The 18,859-nt window shown below is 34.6% G+C and carries 19 protein-coding genes and 1 other annotated feature; of the genes, 14 read left to right on the top strand and 5 right to left on the bottom strand.

Annotated elements, in window-relative coordinates:
* Positions 1-57: 57 nt before the first annotated feature.
* From ACZLXV_RS00840 to ACZLXV_RS00825, 4 genes are all read left to right on the top strand, one after another.
* Positions 58-1,017: a DHHW family protein gene (locus ACZLXV_RS00840; protein ID WP_482382209.1), complete on the top strand. Its 960-nt coding sequence runs from the start codon at positions 58-60 to the stop codon at positions 1,015-1,017.
* Between the two features lie 340 nt (positions 1,018-1,357).
* Complete coding sequence (locus tag ACZLXV_RS00835) at positions 1,358-1,615, top strand: hypothetical protein (protein ID WP_482382208.1); 258 nt, start codon at positions 1,358-1,360, stop codon at positions 1,613-1,615.
* A gap of 9 nt (positions 1,616-1,624) precedes the next feature.
* A complete protein-coding gene (locus tag ACZLXV_RS00830) occupies positions 1,625-2,107 on the top strand; it encodes a hypothetical protein (protein ID WP_482382207.1) in 483 nt (160 codons plus the stop codon).
* A gap of 29 nt (positions 2,108-2,136) precedes the next feature.
* Positions 2,137-3,645 carry a tetratricopeptide repeat protein gene (locus ACZLXV_RS00825; RefSeq protein WP_482382206.1) on the top strand — a complete coding sequence of 503 codons (1,509 nt, stop codon included), beginning with the start codon at positions 2,137-2,139 and terminating at the stop codon, positions 3,643-3,645.
* Positions 3,646-3,698: 53 nt separating this feature from the next.
* Here ACZLXV_RS00825 and ACZLXV_RS00820 read toward each other — a convergent pair whose 3' ends face one another.
* Positions 3,699-5,642, bottom strand: coding sequence for an NAD(+) synthase (locus ACZLXV_RS00820; protein WP_482382205.1), 1,944 nt, complete (start codon positions 5,640-5,642; stop codon positions 3,699-3,701).
* Positions 5,643-6,273: 631 nt separating this feature from the next.
* On the opposite strand from ACZLXV_RS00820, the gene ACZLXV_RS00815 reads away from it, so the two are divergent.
* The 3 genes from ACZLXV_RS00815 to ACZLXV_RS00805 are packed head-to-tail and all read left to right on the top strand — an operon-like array spanning position 6,274 to position 8,694.
* The gene (locus ACZLXV_RS00815) at positions 6,274-6,720 is read left to right on the top strand and encodes an Lrp/AsnC family transcriptional regulator (RefSeq protein WP_482382204.1); all 447 of its coding nucleotides are present in this window, start codon (positions 6,274-6,276) and stop codon (positions 6,718-6,720) included.
* A 16-nt stretch (positions 6,721-6,736) separates the two neighbouring features.
* Positions 6,737-8,083: an ATP-binding protein gene (locus ACZLXV_RS00810; protein WP_482382203.1), complete on the top strand. Its 1,347-nt coding sequence runs from the start codon at positions 6,737-6,739 to the stop codon at positions 8,081-8,083.
* Positions 8,074-8,694 carry a response regulator gene (locus tag ACZLXV_RS00805; RefSeq protein WP_482382216.1) on the top strand — a complete coding sequence of 207 codons (621 nt, stop codon included), beginning with the start codon at positions 8,074-8,076 and terminating at the stop codon, positions 8,692-8,694. The genes ACZLXV_RS00810 and ACZLXV_RS00805 overlap by 10 nt, the downstream gene beginning before the upstream one ends.
* Before the next feature lie 71 nt (positions 8,695-8,765).
* Here the strand turns inward: ACZLXV_RS00805 and ACZLXV_RS00800 are convergent, their stop codons facing one another.
* A complete protein-coding gene (locus ACZLXV_RS00800) occupies positions 8,766-9,182 on the bottom strand; it encodes a Fur family transcriptional regulator (RefSeq protein WP_482382202.1) in 417 nt (138 codons plus the stop codon).
* A gap of 233 nt (positions 9,183-9,415) precedes the next feature.
* Here ACZLXV_RS00800 and ACZLXV_RS00795 point away from each other — a divergent pair, with 233 nt between their 5' ends.
* Positions 9,416-10,480 (top strand): HD-GYP domain-containing protein, encoded by a 1,065-nt coding sequence (locus tag ACZLXV_RS00795; RefSeq protein WP_022223441.1) that lies wholly within the window; start codon positions 9,416-9,418, stop codon positions 10,478-10,480.
* 150 nt (positions 10,481-10,630) lie between these two features.
* On the opposite strand, the gene ACZLXV_RS00790 is transcribed toward ACZLXV_RS00795, so the two are convergent.
* Positions 10,631-11,176 (bottom strand): NADH peroxidase, encoded by a 546-nt coding sequence (locus tag ACZLXV_RS00790; protein ID WP_482382201.1) that lies wholly within the window; start codon positions 11,174-11,176, stop codon positions 10,631-10,633.
* 657 nt (positions 11,177-11,833) lie between these two features.
* On the opposite strand from ACZLXV_RS00790, the gene ACZLXV_RS00785 reads away from it, so the two are divergent.
* The 3 genes from ACZLXV_RS00785 (at position 11,834) to rplL (ending at position 14,382) form a co-directional block, all read left to right on the top strand.
* Complete coding sequence (locus ACZLXV_RS00785; RefSeq protein WP_367335136.1) at positions 11,834-13,102, top strand: chloride channel protein; 1,269 nt, start codon at positions 11,834-11,836, stop codon at positions 13,100-13,102.
* 74 nt (positions 13,103-13,176) lie between these two features.
* Positions 13,177-13,319 (top strand) — a sequence feature (ribosomal protein L10 leader region).
* 97 nt (positions 13,320-13,416) lie between these two features.
* The gene (rplJ, locus tag ACZLXV_RS00780) at positions 13,417-13,917 is read left to right on the top strand and encodes a 50S ribosomal protein L10 (RefSeq protein ID WP_022223911.1); all 501 of its coding nucleotides are present in this window, start codon (positions 13,417-13,419) and stop codon (positions 13,915-13,917) included.
* A gap of 99 nt (positions 13,918-14,016) precedes the next feature.
* Positions 14,017-14,382 (top strand): 50S ribosomal protein L7/L12, encoded by a 366-nt coding sequence (gene rplL, locus ACZLXV_RS00775; RefSeq protein WP_022223910.1) that lies wholly within the window; start codon positions 14,017-14,019, stop codon positions 14,380-14,382.
* 146 nt (positions 14,383-14,528) lie between these two features.
* On the opposite strand, the gene ACZLXV_RS00770 is transcribed toward rplL, so the two are convergent.
* Entirely contained in the window at positions 14,529-15,374 is an 846-nt protein-coding gene (locus ACZLXV_RS00770) for an HAD family hydrolase (protein ID WP_022223909.1), read from the bottom strand.
* A gap of 72 nt (positions 15,375-15,446) precedes the next feature.
* Positions 15,447-15,629 (bottom strand): hypothetical protein, encoded by a 183-nt coding sequence (locus ACZLXV_RS00765; protein WP_482382200.1) that lies wholly within the window; start codon positions 15,627-15,629, stop codon positions 15,447-15,449.
* 163 nt (positions 15,630-15,792) lie between these two features.
* Between ACZLXV_RS00765 and ACZLXV_RS00760 the strand changes: the two genes are divergently transcribed.
* From ACZLXV_RS00760 to ACZLXV_RS00750, 3 genes are all read left to right on the top strand, one after another.
* Positions 15,793-16,443, top strand: a complete 651-nt coding sequence (locus tag ACZLXV_RS00760; protein ID WP_022223908.1) for a response regulator transcription factor — start codon at positions 15,793-15,795, stop codon at positions 16,441-16,443.
* A gap of 16 nt (positions 16,444-16,459) precedes the next feature.
* Positions 16,460-17,845: a sensor histidine kinase gene (locus ACZLXV_RS00755; RefSeq protein ID WP_022223907.1), complete on the top strand. Its 1,386-nt coding sequence runs from the start codon at positions 16,460-16,462 to the stop codon at positions 17,843-17,845.
* A gap of 108 nt (positions 17,846-17,953) precedes the next feature.
* The gene (locus tag ACZLXV_RS00750) at positions 17,954-18,856 is read left to right on the top strand and encodes a hypothetical protein (protein ID WP_482382199.1); all 903 of its coding nucleotides are present in this window, start codon (positions 17,954-17,956) and stop codon (positions 18,854-18,856) included.
* The last annotated feature ends 3 nt before the right edge of the window (positions 18,857-18,859 follow it).

The following is an 18,859-nucleotide window of genomic DNA, read 5'->3' as shown; positions in this document are numbered from 1 at the left end:
AGCTGTAAAAAATTAAGGAAATATTGCAACAAAAATCTATCTTTTCTGTTTATAAGGATGGCATACGAGGAAAACAAAAATTCAAGTATAAATATGGATATTGCGGTTGTTGTTAAGGTAAAGAAAGGTTATGCAATAAAGACGGCAGCAGATATTCTTATGGGTAAGCGTGAGGCAGGTGGAGTGTTTATAGGAAAAGACAATTATCTTATTGATACATTCTCTGAATATGACAAAAAGATATTTAATAAAAATATTAAAAATATGGCTGAATTTAGAAAAAAATTAGCGGAAAATAAAATATCATGTCGTGAGTTGCTTGTACCTGCATCAGTTGAGATTATGAGTAATAAACTGCCACAGTTCGCTTGTCATGTCAGCCAGGAAAAGCTTATCAGTGAGGTGGCAAAGAAAGTTCCCGGAGTTATAGATATAACAAGTGTGCTTAAAGCACATAATGATGAGCAGATATATTATAAATCGGATCATCACTGGACAAGTGTAGGAGCGTATTATGCGTATGTTCAGTGGAAAAAATTACTTGGTAAGAAAGCGGCACCACTTAATTCGTGGAAAAAAGAAATATTGTGTGATGATTTTAAGGGAACAACATGGAATAAAGTGAGCCTGCCAGGAACAAAATATCAGGATGAAATTATTGGATATTATCATAATAAGAAAAGACGTGTTTCATATAATAATGATTATTATGTTGCAAATTCAATATATGAAAATTCATATCTTAAAGGAAAAGATAAATATGGAGTATTTTTTAATTCAAATCAGGTATTGACTACAATACAGGGTGGCGGTAAAAAGGGAAAACTTCTACTGATAAAAGATTCGTATGCAAATACATTTGCACAGTTTGTTATTGATGATTATAAGGAAGTACAAATGATAGATATGCGTTTCTTTAGAGGAAATCTTGCTTCATATGTAACAGGCAATAAATTTGATGATGTTCTTATATTATATGGCTGTAGTGGTTTTGCAACCGAGGAAAAGAGATTTTAGCTGTTGATATGGGAAATTAAATAAAAACCCCTGAAAGTGTATTAAACTTTCAGGGGTTTTGTCTTGAAGTATTGTATAAATCATACGAAAATAAAAATTAAATCTGTGAAAAATTACGATAGAAATTGGCTGGGTAACCTGATATTATGTTAACAAGATTTTAACGGGATTATTAGTTCTTAAAATTAAAAAGTCTTATAAATCTTATTTCAGAAACATTCACAAAGATAAAATCAAAGTAACTTTCAAGCATATTAACAATTGAAAACACCACAAAAACTAAGTATAATGGAGAGAAAAGAAATATCATCTGGAATGTCAGGCTACGATAGATAACAGTATGATAATACGTTTCTTCGAGTATGACTCACAGATAGCACTTGATGATGCAACCATAGAGAAAGAGGGAGAAACGGAAGATGGCAAAAAGAGTGGTGGAGTTTTAACAGTAACATTCCCTCATTCAGCAGTATTATTTCTGCGTTCAAATGAAAACACAGGTGATGTAATGAAAATGAAATTTGTCACACCCGGCGGCGAGTTATACTACGATATACCTATTATAAAAATGCAGAAGTATACATTGCAGGATATATAGAACAAAGAAATGTATTTGTTAATACCGTTTTACATATTCACACATGAAGCGAACTTTCCGAAATATAATGAGGATGAGACAGCATTAAAAGAACTTGTGAAAGAGTTTGAAGAAATTTGTGCCAAAATGGAACAGCTGGTACAGGAAGGCAAGATGACGGAACTAGAAAGCAGAATAATAGTAGAATTGTCAAAAAAAGTAGTAGATAATATAGCAAAGAAATATGAGAAAATCAGGAGAGGAGTTGATGTAATAATGGGAGGAAAAGTAATAGAGACGGAAGCAAAGAAGATGTATATTCGTGGAATAAAGATTGGAGAGGAAAACGGAAGAATTGAAGGAAGAAATGAAGGTAGGAGCGAAGGTTTAAAAGACCAGATAAAAAAGAAACTTGCAAAAGGCAAAGACATTGCACAAATAGCAGATGAAATAGAGGAAAGTGAAGATACTGTTTTAGAATTGATAAAGCAGATTGAAGCTGAAAAAAAGTGAATATGCCTGTTACAGAGAGGTGTTTGTGCATGATTGATGAAGAATTAAAATCTATAGAGGATTTTTATAATAAAGAATTTCCAAGCAGTATGACAGCCGAAGAAATATCTGCCAAGCTGGATATGTTTAGCAGTCATCCGAATATCCAAATGTTAAGGAGAAAGTTTTGTGATGAGCTGGTTTTTGCATTAACGGAGGGATTTGTTAAGTATGATGACGCACTGTTGGCAGCAGATGATGGTTCTTTGATTAAACTGCTATATGAAAATATAGAAAAACTGGATAAAGACAGTTACTTCTTTTGGGCATTCTATTATTATTTGAAAAAGCAGTATAAAAAGTGCAAAGACAATATACATAAAGTGTGTAGTGAACAGCTTAAACAAGGTGTTTTGAATGAGGATGGGTTACTGGATTTTTTCCTGGTTCCTTTCAAAAATGCACCTGATGAAATTTTGGATTTTATTACAGACGAGGTGAAAAGTGTAAAGTCTGAGGACGGAATACCGGAGTTGTGTGATTTGATGTCTTTGTATTATCGGAGTAATAATAATGATGTTGTAGTTGATGCTCTGCTTTCATTTATTCAGAAGTATCCTAACTATAAATCTCCGAATGAAATACTTGGATATACATATTACAATATGTCTATGTGGAATAATGCTATCGCCTGCTTTGAAAAGGTTGAGCAGGAATATTATTTCTTTATGTCAGATATTTATTGGATGTTGGCATGGTCTAGTGGAAAGATTAAAAATTATGTCGACGAAGAAAAGTATTATCGTCTGAGTTATGAACTTGCTCCTGAAATACAATTTACTTTGAATAATCTGGGTTATTCATTATATAAACAGAAGAAATACTTAGAAGCTAAAGAGATTTTCAAACAATGTTTGGAGGCTAAGAAAGACTTGCCATGTGCAGCCAATAATTATGTTCGTGTTTTAATTGCACTTGGCAGGAATGTAGATGCAAAGAAATTTGTTAATTCCGGAGAGTTTAAAGTTGCTAAAGCTATTCGTGACAGAGTGAAAAAGTTGGATAATCATAATGCACGATTGAAAAAATATGATATAGCAGTCGAACCGGATATTGATGACAACGAAAGTACTGAAAAGGTCACAATAGATATTGGGGTAAAACGACAGCAGTTTTCTAATGAGAAGCTGTTAGAGGATGAGCTTACTGCAAGAATAGAAAATGGTATTCCTGTATTTGGTATCAAACTTAAAGTATATAAACGAAAAGGCGAGTATGGCCGTCAATATATTATTCCGATTGGAAGACTTGATTTATTGTGTGAAGATGCTGCAGGAAATTTGTATATTGTTGAATTGAAGAAGGATAGTGGATATGATGATGCCTATGAGCAGACGGCTCAGTATCTTGACTGGTTCGAGAAAAGTGAAAAATTCAAATCTAAAAAGGTGTATGGTATTATTTGTTTAAATAATCCAACACAGGAACTTATTTCAAAAGTTCATAATGATAAACGGATGAGATTGTTTGAATACCGGATATCTTATACAGAGTTATAAAAATAAGTCTGATAAAAGGGGTAGATGCCAAATGGTACCTACCCTTTTTGTGTTTACATTTCTAACTGTTCAATATCTTTTATCCAAATATTCACCGATGCATCGCTAGGCATGCGCCAGTCACCTCTTGGAGACAGCGCGACACTTCCGACTTTTGGACCGTCAGGGAGACATGAGCGTTTGAACTGCTGTGCAAAGAAACGCCAGTAAAATGTTCTAAGCCATTTGTAGATTGTTTCTTTGTCATATTCGCCGTTGAATGTGTATTTTGCCAGACGGTATATTTTGGAAGGGGCATACCCAAATCTCATAATATAGTACAAAAAGAAATCGTGTAATTCATATGGACCAACGAGGTCTTCTGTTTTTTGGGCAATCTTCCCGTCTTTGTCAGGTGGAAGGAGTTCCGGACTTACAGGTGTATCAAGTACATCCATAAGTACATCATGAAGCTGTTTGTCAGGTGTTGTCTCGGCATAATATAAGACAAGGTATCTTACAAGGGTTTTTGGTACTGAGCAGTTTACACCGTACATAGACATATGGTCACCATTGTAGGTTGCCCATCCGAGTGCAAGTTCCGACATGTCACCTGTTCCTATGACCATTCCGTTTAATTCATTGGCAAGATTCATAAGGATAAGTGTTCGTTGTCTTGCCTGGGAATTTTCGTAAGTTACATCATGGATTGAACTGTCATGTCCTATGTCTCTGAAATGAAGGTTTACGGCTTCATGGATAGGGACTTCTTTAAGTGTAGCACCGATTTTTTCAGTCAGAATACACGCATTCTGATATGTTCGGTCAGTTGTTCCGAAACAAGGCATTGTGACTGCACAGATACCGCTTCTGTCAAGTCCGAGCATATCAAAAGCTTTTGCAGTTACAAGAAGGGCAAGTGTTGAGTCGAGTCCGCCCGAAATTCCGATAACAGCCGATTTGCAATGCGTGTGTTCAAGACGTTTTTTTAATCCCTTTGCCTGAATGTTTAATATCTCATCACATCTGCGGTTGCGGTCATTTTTGTCGTTAGGAACAAATGGTGTTTTTTCAAAATAACGGGTGAGAATTGTATCGCCAATATTTTTAAACTCAAATGCAGTTACTTCATAGCCGTTTTCTTCAGGAGCGTTTATGGTAAATGTTGACATTCGTCTGCGTTCACTTACAAGTTTGCCAAGGTCGATTTCACTTATTGCGATACCGTTTTCAAATCTTTTTGTCTCAGCAAGTATACTTCCGTTTTCAGCTATTAAATTATGTCCTGCAAATACAAGATCGGTTGAGGATTCGCCCTCGCCGGCATCGGCATAGATGTAGCCACTTACGAGTCTTGCTGATTGATTTTTTACAAGTTCACGTCTGTAAAGGTCTTTACCTGTAGTTTCGTCGCTTGCTGAAAGATTGGCAATAACAGTGGCAGAAGCCATAGCGTGATAACATGATGGTGGAATAGGCATCCATAAGTCTTCACAAATGTCGATGCCAATGACAAGTTCAGGAAGATTTTCTGCTTTGAAAAGCTGGTTTGCACCAAAAGGAACAAATGAACCTGTGTCACCAAGTTCAGGGATTTCTATATATGATACTTCTTTATTTCCTGTAGAGAAGTGTCTTGCTTCATAAAATTCTGAATAATTTGGAATATGCTGTTTTGGAACTATTCCAAGAAGTTCACCATCAAATATTACGGCGGCGACATTATAAAGTTTGAAATTGAATAGAAAAGGTAAACCGACTATGGTTATCATATCAAGATTTTCTGATGCATTTATTATCTTTTTTAAACCGTTGAGTGAACCTTTAAGAAGAATATCCTGTAAAAAAAGGTCGCTGCATGTGTATCCGGATATTACAAGTTCAGGGAAAACGGCAAGTTTTACGCCCTGTTTATGTGCTATATTCATTGATTTTATTATGTTTTCTGTATTAAAATCCGTATCACCGACTTTTATGTCAGGGGTGATGGCGGTTGCTTTTAAAAATTTATCTTTCATTTTTAATTTATTAACCTCCGTTGTTTTTCTCTGTTCATTGCAATTATAGCATATATTGGCTGTGTTGTTTGAAATGTTTTAAAGAAAAAAATAAGAATCGCCTGGAGTGACGATTCTTAAGGAGAAGGTATGAAAAAAATTTAAGCACTATCAAATGATTTCGTTTCATTTGATGATGTTATAATAACAATCGAATGTGAACCTGCAATGTTGTTTTTGTTAATTAAATGTGAACAATTTTTAAAATAAAAAAATCAGGAAAAAAATAACTATTCCTGATTTCTTTTGGGCGTTAAAAAATATTAAATTAAATTTATGAGTGTCACTGTATTGTCATCATCAGATAAAAGTAACATTCGTAAATGTATAGATGTCATCTATATCTGTATTGTGTCTGACACATCAACATTTGTGATATTACGCCTGAAATCGGTTTTGGTCAAGAGTATTGTGGCAATAAAAAATAATTTACAGAATTAATGAGTTTTATGCTATTATAATAAGTATAAAAACATAAAACTTAATTTTATTAGGCTGATAATCAGATGTTTTATCCGAAATAAACTTAAAAGTCTGAAATAAATTTTGAATATTAATATAGTAAAAATATGCCGGCAGTATGGAGGGAAAAATGAAAAATGATGAATTAGATAATATTGATAAAATGATAATAACGATGCTTCAGGAAAATGCAAGAATGTCGTTGAAAGAGATTGCACAAAAGGTTTATCTGTCATCACCTGCTGTGTCAGCAAGAATTGAAAATCTTGTACAGAATGGATATATAGAGGGGTTTCATGCAAGAATAAATCCGATAAAACTGGGATATCACATAAAGGCATTTATAAATCTTGAGGTGTCACCAATCGACAAAAAGGATTTTTATCCTTATATAAACAGATGTAAAAATGTTGTAGAATGTAATTGTGTAACAGGTGATTATTCTATGCTTCTTGAAGTGTTGTTTCCAAGTACAGATGAATTAGATCAATTTATTGGAGAATTACAGAAATATGGCAGAACAAAGACACTTATCGTTTTTTCGACCTGCGTGGAGTACAGGGGGCTTCAAATGTGATAATGGAGGGGTAAAATTGGAATTTACAAAAGCGTTTGATAATATGCCTGTCAGTGTTATTGTAATCAAACGAAATTTAGAAAAAAATATTGGTTTTGAAGAAGTTTATTTAAATGATGCACTTAAAAAGAAGAAAAGTCTGATAGCCCAGACGGACAATAATATTCTTTATTTTCTTTTTAAAGATAAATATAACCAGTTGATATGTGCAATTGAAGATATCTTTGATGGGGTGAAGAAAACAGAGGTTATTTCTTCATATAACTTAGAACTTGGCGGATATTTTTCGGCAGAGTTTTATCTGGCTGGAGATAAAAATTATTGTATATGTGTATTTAGGGAAGAAATGGAGATTGTTAGCAGCAGAAATATTTTTGCTGCGATAAAGCAAGTTTTTTATGTAGTATCAATATGTAATATGAAAGAGGACAGTATTTACATCTTTGAACAGATGCGTGGAGATGAGCATGAGACAGGTCACATGATGAATTATACGCAATATGTTTCAAATATTACACAAAAAATAATATCAAAAGAGTATCTTGAAGATGTAAGAAATTTTATGAAGCGGGAACATATAAGAAAAGTTCTTTCAGAAGAAAAAAGAATGGTATCTTTTGAATATATGAGATATATAAATTCAGAGCAGAAGTTTTTGTTGAGTCGAATGAGTTTTATTTGGCTTAACTCAGATGAAAATGGCATGGTAAGAGAGTGTGTTATGACTGTCAAAGATGTTCATAAGGAAAAACTGAGAGAAATTATGAAAAATAAGTCTCTTAAATCTGCTTATGATGTTTCAAATGTAGCAAACGAGGCAAAAAATGCTTTTCTAAGACATATCGGTCAACATATGAAAGCTCCGGTAAATTATATTATGGGAGTTACTGATATGTTAAGTATGTCAAAAAACTATTGCGAGGCTAATGAGGTTTATATAAAAAAGATAAGAGAGGCTTCTGAATTGCTTCTTGAAAATATAAATAAAATTGTAGATGTAAGCAGAATAGAAGCAGGTGACATAAAATTTTTGTTTGAAAGAATATCCATAAAAGAGCTTATAGAAGAAATTATAAATGAACTTGCTGTTTTTATTAAAGAAAAAAAACATGAGCTGAGTGTAAATTATGATGAAGTTGTACATCACTATGTTTTTATTGATAAAATGAGATTAAAGCAGGTAATAAAGAATATTTTGTTAAATGCGGTTCAGTATACGGATAATAATGGAAATATAAGAATTAAAGTTGTTGAGAGCAGACAAAAATTTGGAGAAATATATATATATAGATTTATTATAGAAGATAATGGTCCGGGAATTGATAAAGGTATTATTGAAAAAGCTGTAAAAGTATTCCTTTAAATTATTCACAAAAGGAAAAAAGAAGCGGAATCGGATTGGGATTGTGGCTTTCTAATAATATTGTAAGAGTTTTAAATGGTGATCTGGAAATAAAAAGCAGTTTAGGTGTTGGAACGAGATGTACTATAAGTTTACCTGTTTCGACGGATAAAAATTATTTTCAGAATGATGAAGATACGGTTGTTAAAGCAATCATGGCAGAATCAGGCGGTAAAAAAATAAGTGCCATAAAACGAATTTTGATAGTCCAAAATCTTATAACATCAAAAAACTTATTAAGGCAAAAACTTAAATATCTTGGATTTCTGGTTGAAAGTGCGTCTACTGGAAGCGAAGCACTGTGTATGTATAAGGAAAGAGGAGCAGGATATTATTCGGCAATAATAACAGATGCTCAGCTTCCTGAAAAAAGCGGTTATGATTTGGCTTTGCAGATAAGAAAATACGAGAAGAGCAGTGGAGGGTATCTTCCTATAATAGCAATGTCAAAATCTGAATTTTCGGAGGAAAATATATACTCAAAGAAGATGGGAATAACATTGCAGATAGACAAAGATGCGGATGTATCTGTATTAAGAGCTGCATTTGATAAAATAAATATACAAAAATAAGATACCGAATGTGAAGTATATACCGCCCCCAAAAGGTTAGACCTAAAAATCTAACTATTGGGGGGTGGTATTTAATTATTCTTTAAATTTTCATTTTTGTTTAAATCTGAACAGCAGTCACCACAAAGACCATGAAAAAGTACCGTGTGTCCCTCAATTTTTCCGGGAAAATTGGCATTAGCAATGATGTCTATATGGCTTATAGAATCCATTTCGATATCTAATAATTTTTTACATGATCTGCAAAAAAAGTGATTATGAGGAACAGAATTTCCATCAAAGTGAACGAAACCGTCACCGCAATCTATTTGAATAGCTTCTCCATGCTCAACGAGAAAATTTAGATTTCTGTAGACGGTGCCAAGGCTTATATTAGGAAATAGTTTTTGAATATTTGCGTAAACTGTGTCAGCCGTCGGATGGCATGTGACAGATTTCAGATAGTTTTTGATAGCCTCACGCTGTTTGCTGTATCTAATAGCAGACATAAAAATCACTCCTATATAATAATATAAAAGAAAGGGTTTTCAAGTTCTAAACAATAATAATTACTAATTAAATATATTATAGCAATAAAATAATAGAATGTCAAAAAAAACTGATTTACTTAATAGTGGAAATAAAAAAAATATATTGTATAATATATATGTAAAAAAATTAAAGAATATAATTTAAAAAAATAATTTTGTAAAAGTACATTAGCGATAAAAGGAGAGTAAAAATGGCACAAATGCGTATTCGGCTAAATAGGCTGAAAAGCGGAATGATAATAAAGGACAATATCTATTCAAAGACAGGTACGTTCTTGATTGGTTCAGGAACGGTTGTTACACAGGAAATTATTGAACTTTTGACAAAGCATTTTATAGATTTTGTAAATGTTGAATATAGTGTGGCTGAAGAAAGCAATCAGGAAGTAAGTAAAATAACACCTGAACAGGAAAAGGCTTTTAAAGAGGGATTTCAAATTGCAGAGGACACTGTATCAAGAAATCTTAAAGAAATTGCATTAAATGATAAGGATGTAGATGTTAATGAATTGCTTGATTCGTTGAACGAGGTCGTGACTAAGGCTGATACTACAGTAAATCTGTGCGTGTTACTGTCAAAGATGAAAGAGAATGCAATGGGACTTTATAACCATTCTGTTAATGTTGCATTGTGGGGACAGATACTTGCAGGCTGGATGGGATATAGCGATGAAATGATTGACAGAGTTGCAATTGCGGGAATTCTGCATGATATTGGTATTCTTAAATTTGCACAAAATGAATTAAAAGGATTTTCTTTCCATAAGGAACTTGACGGGCAGGGACCTTTTACAAAACATACAATGTATGGGTATGAATTAGTTAAAAATAAAGATTTAGACCAGAGTATTAAGCAGGCGGTTTTAACACATCATGAGCATGCCGATGGAACCGGTTTTCCGCTTAGTGTTAACAATAAAAGTATAAATCCGATAGCACGAGTTATTGCGATAGCCGACGTATATGATACTATGCTTATGAAAGAAATAGGATTTAGAAAGCTGTCTCCTTTCGAGGTTTTGATACAGTTAAGCGAAACTCAGAGTAAAAATTTTGACCCGGTCACTCTTTTGACATTTACATCGAGACTTGCACAGACATTCATACAGTGTAAGGTAAGGCTGAACAATGGTCAGGAGGGAAGAATAATTTTATTTAATAAATATAATATATTGAGACCGCTTGTACAGATAGGAACAGGTTTTGTGGATCTTGCATTGAGAAATGATTTGCATATAGTTGAGTTGCTGGATTAAAAATAACTGAATAAGAAAATAACTGTAATAAAAAAGCAGCTGTATTTAAATATTTTGTACTACCTTGGAAAGTTTAAATTTTTCAGGTATCAAATATAATTAAAGTACAGCTGCTTTTTATATTTATATTTTTAATTTGGGTTTGTGAAATTATCCAAAGTATCTTTCAAGTAAGCCTTTGAATGCTTTTCCGTGTCTCGCCTCATCTCTAGCCATCTCATGTACTGTATCGTGAATAGCATCAAGTCCGAGTTCTTTAGCTTTCTTAGCAAGAGCCATCTTTCCTGCTGTAGCGCCACACTCTGCATCTACACGCATCTCAAGATTTTTCTTTGTGCTGTCTGTGATAACTTCGCCGAGAAGTTCAGCAAATTTAGCTGCATGCTCTGCTTCTTCATATGCTGCTTTTTCCCAGTAAAGACCGATTTCAGGATATCCTTCACGATGAGCAACTCTTGACATAGCGAGGTACATACCCACTTCTGAACATTCTCCGTTGAAATTGTCTCTGAGACCCTGAAGAATTTCCTCATCTACACCCTGTGCTACACCTACAACATGCTCTGCAGCCCATGTAAGCTCGCCTTCTTCCTGTTTGTTGAACTTTTCAGCAGGAACTCCACACTGTGGACATTTTTCAGGAGCTGTCTCTCCTTCGTAAACATAACCGCATACTGAACATACCCATTTTGCCATAATAATAATCTCCTTTTCTTAAAAAATTGTATTGTTTGTAAAATTGTTTAAAAAATATTTTAAAAAGTTAAATAGTAATTGTTACTGTTTATGTGCTATATACTATCATTTATTATTTACTTTGTCAACAAAAAAAATACATTTTTTTTAAAACGACGGAAAAATGCCGCTTAAGGGTGAATGTGTTGCTCGGAAAAGCAAAAATAACATTTTTGGAAAAATATATATTTGTTTTGCAGATATTTTCCAGATTAAGGGAAAGAGGTGCGATGTATATATGCATCTGGGTTATAAATGTCTAACAAATAGTAATGAATACTAATAAAGGAGAACGAAACTAATAAAGATATGGCACAAATGAATAATAATAGGATAATTTTGCAAAAAAGTGTTTCTTCTTATATAATTAAGAATTATGATGTTGGGGTCAAAAGGTATTTTGCCCCCGACTAATGCCACGGATTGCTTCATTGCTACGCAATTTTCGCAATCCTGCAAACACCTCCAATCCCGCATATTTGCAAGCAAATCTGCTACTTGTCGGTGTTTGGCGGGTCAAGCCACCAGATAGCAATTTGTATGTAAACATACATTGCTATCTGCTTTTGACCCTTGCATCATCATATAAGAAAATAATAAAAAGGAATAATTGAAAAAATGAAAAAATATCAGATGATAAAGTTTTATATATCAAGAATTTATAAAAATATATACAGATTTATAAGATGGGGAGTTTTTTCGGCTATAGTCGGGATTGTTGTAGGTTCATTCAGTACATTGTTTGCTTATTGCTTGAGAGTTGTTACTGAAATCAGAACGCAGCATCCGGAGATAATATTTGCACTGCCTTTAGGTGGCATTGTGATTGTTGCTTTATATGGAATTTTTAAATACAAAAATGATAAGGGAACAAATCTTGTTTTATCTACAATTCATGCTGAGAGTGAAATTCCGTTCAAAATGGCTCCGCTTATTTTTATTTCTACTATAATAACGCATTTCTTAGGTGGTTCTGCCGGCAGAGAGGGAGCTGCATTGCAGCTTGGGGGAAGTATAGGCAATCAGCTTGGTAGATTATTTCGATTTGACGAAAAAGACAGAAGAATTGTTGTCATGTGTGGCATGAGTGCTGCATTTTCAGCGATATTTGGAACGCCTATAGCGGCATCAATATTTTCAATGGAGGTAGTGAGTGTCGGTGTTATGTATTATGCTGCGCTTGTTCCGTGTGTATTTGCGGCGTTGATTGCTTCAAAATTTGCAACGCATATGGGAATTGGACCGAATACATTTAATATTTTACATATGCCACAGTTTCAATTGGTTCCGAGTTTAAAAATAATTGTACTGGCAATGTGCTGTGCGGCTATAAGTGTTGTTTTTTGTATGGTACTTCACGGGCTGGGTGATTTATATAGAGAGAAAATAAAAAATCCGTATGTAAGAATTGTTTTTTCAAGTATTATAATTATTATTTTAACTGTAATATTACATACTGATGATTATATGGGCGCAGGTGTACCTGTTATAGTCAGGGCAATTGGCGGAAAAGTGAATCCAATGGCGTTTATATGGAAGATGATTTTTACAGCATTGACTCTTGAGGCCGGTTTTAAGGGTGGCGAAATAGTACCGTCGTTTTTTATAGGAGCAACTTTTGGCTGCCTGTTTGGAGGTATAGTTGGAATTTCTCCATCACTTTGTGCAGCAGTTGGCATGATGGCTGTATTCTGTGGTGTAACAAACTGTCCTATAACTTCAATGCTCATAGCATTTGAGCTTTTTGGATATGAAGCGGTTCCATTCTTTCTTATTGCCATAAGCGTTAGTTATCTTTTGTCCGGATATTATGGGCTGTATCATGACCAGACTATAGTTTATTCTAAATATAAGGCTGAATATATAAATAGAAAGGCGAGGGAGTAAGTGCGGAGATTATTAAATATGAAAAAGTACTTGACATACATATTTAAACTGTGGTAACATTGTTTTTGTTCTGTGAATTGCAGGACGCACTGCCGTAGACAGTAGGTGCCGGTGAACCGGTGTAAGTACAAACGCCTACCGAGGAAGATGAATTTCTATATGAATTATTTTCACCTCGTTCGGCTTGAATTATGCGGCGAGGTTTTTTATTTTGTCTGAAAGAAGCTGTTTTATAATAGTTTACTTTACAGAGCAAATTATATGTCTGTCTGCAGTGGATATTATGGGGAAAACCCAGGAAAGGAGACTTACTCATGGCAAAAGTTGAAATCAAACAGCCTATAGTTGATGAGATTAAGGCAAAGGTTGAAGGCGCTGCAACTGTTGTACTTGTAGATTATCGTGGACTTACAGTAGAGCAGGATACAAAGCTTCGTAAAGGACTTAGAGAGGCAGGATGTGAGTACAAAGTTTACAAGAACACACTTATGAAGCGTGCTTTTGAAGGAACTGATTTTGCTCAGTTAGATGATTTACTTGACGGACCATCTGCTATCGCTATTTCAAAAGAGGATGCAACTGCTCCTATCAGAATCCTTAACAACATTGCAAAAGAAGCTGAAGCACTTGAGTTCAAGGGTGCAGTAGTTGAAGGTACATTTTATGATGTTGATGGTGTTAAGGCTCTTGCAAGCATCCCTTCAAGAGAGGAACTTATTTCCAAGTTACTTGGTTCTTTACAGTCACCTATCACAAATCTTGCTCGTGTTCTTAATCAGATCGCTGAAAAGGGTGATGGAGCTGCAGAGGCTTAATTATTTGAACGAAAAGGAAACAGTAGGTTTCCAAAGAAACTACATCAGTTAAACTGATGCAACGAATTTATAAAATATATTTATTATGGAGGTAATGAGATGACAACTCAGGAATTTATCGATGCTATCAAAGGCATGACAGTTTTAGAATTAAATGATTTAGTAAAAGCTTGTGAGGAAGAATTTGGTGTTTCTGCAGCAGCAGGTGTTGTAGTTGCAGCAGGTGCAGCAGGTGCTGACGGAGCAGCTGAGAAAGACGAGTTCGACGTAGAGCTTACAGAAGTTGGACCAAACAAAGTTAAGGTTATCAAGGTTGTTCGTGAAGTAACAGGTTTAGGACTTAAGGAAGCTAAGGAAGTTGTTGACGGCGCTCCTAAGGTTCTTAAAGAAGGTGCTTCTAAAGATGAAGCTGAAGACATTAAGACAAAGATCGAAGCTGAAGGTGCTAAGGTTACACTTAAATAATTTACTGAGCTTTTATAAGCAAAGTATTTATTGTCGGAATGGCAAAATAAAAATACCTCATCGGAGAAATCCGGTGGGGTATTTTTTTAACTTTGTTCTCAGGGCAATATGGGATAAATTTGAGTGAACCAAGTTTTTTATGTACACTATCGTATGTCAATTATTTGCGATAATGCTTTAGCAACTCCATTTTCTTCATTTGACAAAGTAACAAAGTCTGCTTTTTCTTTTACAATATCAAGTGAGTTTTCCATTGCGACACCATATCCGCAATGTTCTATCATTTCTATATCGTTTATATCATCACCAAATGCACAAATATCATCAAGTGAAATGTTAATAAAGTCGGCAATTTGTTGAATTGCATCAAGTTTGCTTGCCTTTTTGTGGAAAAAAGTGTATGTATCCTCTCCACGATAATGAAAATATGCGCAGCCGCATTTATCGGCGATAGCTTTTGCGTCATTGTCAGAGGAGATGTGTGCGACAATTTTGCAGGCTTCTTCCGGAAAAGGTTTGTCTATATCAAATGAAATTCCGGGAGAATGGTCTTGTTTTATATCGTTAAGGTTGAGTGTATCACTGGACTTTTTTGCAGCTTTGGCAGGAGTATTGTCATTAGTGGAGGAGTCATCAGGGTTGTAAGGGTATCTGTAAAGTGCTGTTGTTGTAGGGATTGCTATGTGTGAGGTGTAACCGTAATTTTTAAGTTCATCAATAATATTATTTGTCATGTCTACAGACATTGTCCGGGAATATATAAGTTTACCGTTCTGATATACAAGTGTTCCGTCTGTAAGTATCTGGAAATCAGCATGAAGTTTATTTGCGTAATATGCAGCACCTCCGATATATCTCGCAGTTGCAATGGCAACATGAATGCTTTTTTTTCGGCAGTTTTCAAATGCGGCTATGGTTTCGTCTGCTATATCTTTGTTGTTTTTTAAAGCAGTTCCGTCTAAATCGGTGACTATAAGTTTTGGCGTAAACATTTTTTTCTCCTGTATAAATATTTTTTAAATTTATTTTATATATTTTTATTTTAACATGTCTGTGAAAATAAGTTAATGCCTGCATTTACATTTGGAACGCTTTTTGCAGGCTTTGCAGCTGCTGCATTTTTTACAGTCACAGAAAGTGTCGAGCATTTTTGAAACATCGTCCCATGAGCGTTTCATGCATATGGCTTTTCTGTCGAGACAGCAGTTGTATTGTGTTGCTTTTTTGATACAGTTTTTGAGATACATAATACAAAACAACCTCCTGAGATTTTTGTCCCTTGCATCATTATATGAAATTAAGATGAAATGTGTTAATCATTTGGTTACTATATTATGTTAATATTAAGTAAAAGTGATTTAAAAGGGAAATTGTAAGAGCGAAAAACAAAGTTTTTGAGGGAGAAAATAAATGGCAAATATTTTAATTGTGGAAGATGATACTACTATAAATGAGATGGTTGCAAGAAATTTAAAGATGGTCGGTCATAAATGCACACAAATATATGATGGCAGGGAAGGTCTTGAAATGATTGAAAAGGGTGATTTCGATTTGGTACTGCTGGATGTAATGCTACCCGGAATGTCGGGATTTGAAGTCATGGAAAAGACTAAAGATGTACCTGTTATTTTTGTGACTGCAAAAGGAGAACTTGATGACAAGCTGCATGGGTTGTCAATAGGGGCGGAGGACTATATTGTAAAGCCTTTTGAAATTCTTGAATTGATTGCAAGGATAAACGTGGTTCTGCGCAGAACGAAAAAGAATGATGATGTTTTTAGGATAAGTGATGTTGAGGTACATCTTGACAGACACGACGTTTTTAAAAATGGAGAGAGGGTGCAGCTTGCACCACAGGAATATGAACTTTTGGAAGTGCTTATTTTAAACAGAAACATGGCGATGTCAAGGGAGAAACTTCTTGAACTTGCATGGGGATGGGATTATATGGGAGATACAAAGACGGTTGACGTACATATAAGAAAGCTCAGAAAAAAGCTTGGACTTGAAAAGAAAATCTGTACGATAAATAAACTTGGCTACAGATTGGAAACAGAATGAAAGAGGGGAGTCGGCTATGAAACTGTGGCAGAAATTGTATATTGTGCTTATAGTACCTATATTGATAATTCTTAACATTGCAATATATTTATTGTTTGGTATTACATACAGACAGAACATTCAAGCAGAGAAAAATCAGGCAATAGGGGATTTTGGAATGATAATAGACCAGATTTACGGTGAAATTCAGAGTTCCCAGATGCAGGATACAGACATAAAAAAAACAATTCAGAAGTACACAAATTATTATAAGCAGCAAAAAATTGAACTGGGATTGTGGGAAGGAAAGAATAAAAAGAAAATCTATTATTCGGATAAATCACATTTTAAATATCAGCAAAAAAATATTACAGATAATAAAGTTGTTAAATGTTATATAGACGGTCATACAAGACTGATGGTTTTTAAGGTACAAAAATACGGAAAAACAATTTATTATTTCGGATATGAAAAAACTTTATATAACTTAGACAGTATGTGGAAAAATATCAGAATTTATTATGCGGTTGGAAGTGTCGCAATATCAATTATTATGGCGATATTTATGGTGTTTGTTTTAAAGAAATGCATAAAACCTGTTGTAAATCTGAATGAGACAGTTAAAAAGATGGCGGGCGGCGATTTGAAAACGAGAACTGACATAAAGGGAAATGATGAATTGGCTGTCCTTGGGAAGAACATAAATATCATGGCGGAGACAATAGAAAAAAACATGAAACAGATTATGGATGAGACCGAGAGAAAACAGTGGTTTATTGATAATCTTGCGCATGAAATGAAAACGCCGGTAACGGGTATTTGCGGTTTTGTTGAGTACATGGAGAGAGCAAAAATTTCTGAGGATGAAAGAATGGAATGCCTGGAGTTTATCGGGAATGAAGCCAGACGTATGCAGAATATGTCATATGAACTGCTCGATCTTGCTGTGATAAGACATTCCGACATAAAAAAAGAAAATATCAATATGAAGAAATTTACAGATGTGCTTGCAGACTGGCAGAAAAAGAGATTTGCGGATAAACGCATTGATGCAAAGTGGGATGTTAAAACAGACAGGCTGTTTGGTGATGAGCAGCTATTGGAAATGCTGCTTAGGAATATATTTGAAAATGCATTCAGGGCAACGGATGAATATGGAAAAATCAATACATATGTATATGAAACTGAGAATGAAACTGTTTTTAAGGTTGAGGACAACGGCTGCGGAATGAATCAGGAGGAAATTGAAAAGATAAAAGAGCCGTTCTATCGTGTTGATAAGTCAAGAAGCAGAAAACAGGGAGGGACAGGGCTTGGAGTATCGCTTTGCCAGAAAATAGTTGAAAAACATGACGGAACATTGGAATACAGTTCGCAAAAAGGGGTAGGAACTACCGTTACAGTGAGAATACCGTTGCAGTAATAATTTTTGAAATGTTTACCGTTTGATAACTTTATGGTTGTTTTTTGATAAGGTAGGGAAGATATACTTGTCTTAACATAAAAAGTATAAAAAGGGAGGATGAGAGTTATGAAACATAACAAAAAAATTTTAATGATTGCAACAACCGCATTATTTACGGTGGGATGTATTGGTCTTATAGGAGCGATGAAATATCAAAATATAAAGACCGAGGCATCAGACATCAAAGAAACTGATGTGGCAAAAGCAGGAGTTGATGCATCGAGTGATTGTCTGGAAGGAGAAACACCTTATATTGAGGATGACAACAACAATCTGCAGCTGGTAACTAAGGATGAATATGAGTATAAGGGTTATACAATATCATTTATACAAATCAAGAATAAAAATACAGGTGTTTATGTTTCGGATGATGAACAAACCGGAGATGTCGGATACAAGGCATTATTTAAAAAAGTGATTGATTGTGCTGAGGAGAATAATTGGAGCCAGATTAAGGAATTAAAAGGCAAAAAAGGTGTAATACGGGCGTATGTAGAGTGGCGCAGAGATGAGGACAAAATAGTAGACGGTAAATTTTACGGATATTTAAAGAGAAGAGTCAGCATGGATTTCATTTCACCGGATGGGAATGAGAGAAATATGGCTGCCAGTTTTAATTTTGAACCGGAAACAGGTAAATATCTGAGCATATACAGAAAGGCAAGCGGTACAAAACCGGGAAGTGATGACAGATATGAAGATGGAGCGGTTGCAAAGGCATATCCGGAAATTGCAGAAAAATTGAAAAACAGAGATGAAAAGAAAAAGCTGTTTGCTGAATATGCCCAGAAAGCAAAGAAAGAATTGGAAAATGTGTGGGGAATAGAAATTTATGGAGATTTTACAGAGAAGAGGACAGGTTATGATATAGGCATGGTAATGCTTAGAGGAAAAACAAAATCCGGTGAAGATACAATGACAGAATATGATATGTTAGGAGACCATATTGTAGATTTCTACTATATGTAAAGC

It is taken from the genome of Butyribacter sp. (assembly GCF_056818865.1).
This window is presented reverse-complemented; position numbering and strand designations above follow the sequence as displayed.